Raw genomic sequence first — 3,195 nt, 5'->3', positions numbered from 1 at the left:
AAGAATGATAACAAGTATACAATTCTGACATTGGATAATGCTCCGTATGAGAATTATACAATTTTGGATATTACTCCGGAAGCATTGAATCTAGAATGGAATAAAGCAGCTTCTCGCTTGTTTGATTATATTTACTATACGGAGAATCCCTCCTATGATTTTAAGATTGGTGATATTCCGGTTAAGATTCATGGTAATTATATCCAAGTAGGTTCTCGATTGATTCCGAAGTTTACAAATTCATCATTCTTTAATGATCTTCCTAAGAAGGATCGTATTATTCTTTACAATATCTCAATGAATATTAATTCATTAGAAATTGCAGCGTAATTTAACTTATAACAAATCTTTTCAGAATTTTTACAAAACTTTTCAAAAACTATATCAAATTCTTTCAAAGTTTTCTGAGAAGTAGATAAACTAACATTATGATAGTATTACCTACTGAGAAAATTAAAGCAAAGGTGAGAAATCCAAGATTTCTTATCTTTTTTGGTAAGCCTAAATCTGGTAAAACTACATTAGCAGCACATCTAGAAAATAATTTAATTATTGATTTAGAAGGTGGATCTGAATTTATTGATTGTTTAGCAGTACAAGCTAGAAATATTAATGATTTAGGTGAAATAGCTAATGCCATTAGACAAAAGAATAAAGAATGTAATGGATATTTCTACAAATATATCACGATCGATAACGCAACACGTTTGGAAGAAATTACGTTATCATATGCTCTCACTTTATATAATCAAACTCCGATGGGGAAGAGTTATAAGGGAGATGTACGATTACTGCCGCAAGGCGGTGGCTGGTTTTATGTAAGACAAGCCGTACGTAAAGTATTAGATATGTTTAGAGAACTTTGCGAAAATTTTATCCTGATAGGTCATACTAAGGATAAACTTGTAAACAAAGATGGTGAAGAACTTTCAGAAATGGAATTAGACTTAGCTGGAAAGTTAAGTAATATAATATGTGGAGAAGCAGATGCTATCGCATATATTTCTAGAAAGAAGAATCAAACCATTGCATCCTTTAAAGGTGGGGAGAATATTACTATTGAAGCAAGAGCTCCACACCTAAGAGGTCAAAATATTGTTATCGCAGAAAGTGATGACGAAGGAAAAATCTCAGTATATTGGGATAAAATTTATTTGCCAGACCAAGAATAACCAAAACATAGAAGAAGATGATTTATAGTTCACAAAGAGCACAAGCTATCCAGAAAAAAGATATTGCATATTTAGCAGCTGGTATCCATGACAATGTAGTATTAGAATCAATTAGAGTAGATAAATCTCTTAATGGTAATAATTTTATTGAGTTTAAATTCATTGCAAAAGATGGTAAATTTATGACCCATACAGAGTGGGAACCATCTAAGTCAGACAATATGTCTGATGAAGATTTACAAAGAAAATGTGATAATCAGTTTGCAAGAATTGACCAGATTCTTGAATGTTATTATCCAAATCCTGAAGATAGAGTCTTTAACGGCGAGAGCTTTAAGGAATTTATTACTTGGGTAGCTGAAAAGCTTAACAATGCAGATAAGTCTACATTACTTCGTATTAAAGTAGTATATAATAATAGTGGTTATACTACTCTACCGAAGTATGCAAAATATAGATTTATTGAACCGATGACGATTGTTGATAAGAATGAGTCTGTTATTGTCAAGTTGAATATTGATCAATTTGAGAAACCAGTAATTGCTGATTTTGAACAATCGAATCCAAATCCACTATTATCTAATGAATCATTTACCGTAGTAGATGGAACTTTGGATAACACAAACAATGCCGATCCTAACGGATTGCCATTTTAAAAATATAAATTCTATTTGCGCAATAGAACGAAGACTATGCGGCCTCTGATTTTATCATGTAAGCATACCAGATCGTAGGCTGGCACTGACCACACAGGGGGTATTGTGAAAGGTGGAGCAATGTCTAATGGTTAGATTCGTGGGGATCGTTACCCCACATTGCACTTATTCAAATTTATATCATATGTATGACTCTAAAAGAATTAAAAAACAAGATAATCCTATTACTTTGGATTACATCTTATCAAAAGTCACAGAATATGATATTTATGCTAGATATCTAGGACAATTTAAAGTTGGATTTATTTATAATAGTCCATTCAGAAAGGATAAGAATCCTTCATTTGGAATATTCCGAAGTAAGAAGACTGGAAAATTACTATTTAAAGATCATGGTAATGGAGAATGCGGAGATGTAATTAAATTCGTAGAGTTATATACTGGTATAACTAATTATAATGATCTACTAAATCAAATAGTAAAAGATATGCAAATTACTAATAACACAGTATTGCATAGTAATAAAGAAGTAGAGAAATCTACTGAAACAGTTATCGGAGTAGTTAGACAAGACTGGACAGATATAGATAAACAATATTGGTCACAATTTGGAATTTCTCTAAAGACTTTAAAGAAATTTGGTGTAAGTAGTATAAAATATTATTTATGTGATGGTGTAGTAAAGGGAGTGTATAAGGAAAATAATCCTATGTATGCATATAAAGTATATGATAGATTCAAGATTTATAGACCTTTAGCAGATAAATATACTAAATGGCGTAATAATTTAACTCCATATGATATTCAGGGATATGAACAATTACCTAAAAAAGGTGATTTACTAATTATTACTAAATCTATGAAAGATGTTATGTGTTTATATGAAATGGGTTATACTGCGATATCACCAGCTTCAGAAAGCACATTTCTTACTCCAGATGTTATAGATGCACTTAAACTTCGATTTAAGCGCATTTTAATATGTTTCGATAGGGATATTTCTGGAGTTAAAAATATGCGTAAAATTAGCCTTAAAACAGGTTTAAATGGCTTTCTAATTCATAAAAAATGGAAAGCTAAAGATATATCTGATGCGGTGAAACTAAATGGCTTTGAAGTAATTAAAAATTGGTTAAAAGAAACATTATGATATGGTTTACTTCAGATCTACATTTCTTCCACGATCGTATACTAGAATTTCATCCTAAGCGGAAAGAGATATTTGGGAATACTGTTGAAAAAGCTAAAGAAGCTATGATACAGTTATGGAATTCTAGAGTAAATAAGAAAGATACCGTATACATTCTTGGTGATCTTGCATTTGGTGAAGTAGAAGATAAAAGAAAACTATTTCAAAGATTAAATGG

The 3,195-nt window shown here is 30.9% G+C and carries 4 protein-coding genes and 1 pseudogene; all 5 read left to right on the top strand.

Annotation, left to right across the window (positions count from 1 at the left end; translation table 11 throughout):
* On the top strand, positions 1 to 330 hold a 330-nt coding region (locus tag QZL64_RS00915), incomplete at its 5' end, for a hypothetical protein (protein WP_296309088.1).
* Between the two features lie 98 nt (positions 331 to 428).
* Positions 429 to 1,172 (top strand): AAA family ATPase, encoded by a 744-nt coding sequence (locus QZL64_RS00910; protein WP_021840183.1) that lies wholly within the window; start codon positions 429 to 431, stop codon positions 1,170 to 1,172.
* A 17-nt stretch (positions 1,173 to 1,189) separates the two neighbouring features.
* Positions 1,190 to 1,828 (top strand): hypothetical protein, encoded by a 639-nt coding sequence (locus QZL64_RS00905; protein WP_021840182.1) that lies wholly within the window; start codon positions 1,190 to 1,192, stop codon positions 1,826 to 1,828.
* A gap of 127 nt (positions 1,829 to 1,955) precedes the next feature.
* Positions 1,956 to 2,978, top strand: coding sequence for a toprim domain-containing protein (locus tag QZL64_RS00900; protein ID WP_021840181.1), 1,023 nt, complete (start codon positions 1,956 to 1,958; stop codon positions 2,976 to 2,978).
* Positions 2,975 to 3,195 (top strand): annotated as a pseudogene (locus QZL64_RS00895) (metallophosphoesterase); the annotation flags it as partial. The gene QZL64_RS00900 and the pseudogene QZL64_RS00895, both read left to right, overlap by 4 nt.

It is taken from the genome of Veillonella sp. CAG:933 (assembly GCF_000431435.1).
Lineage (GTDB): Bacteria > Bacillota > Negativicutes > Veillonellales > Veillonellaceae > Veillonella_A.
Note: the sequence above shows the minus strand (reverse complement) of the source record. Positions and strands in the feature narration are given on the sequence as shown.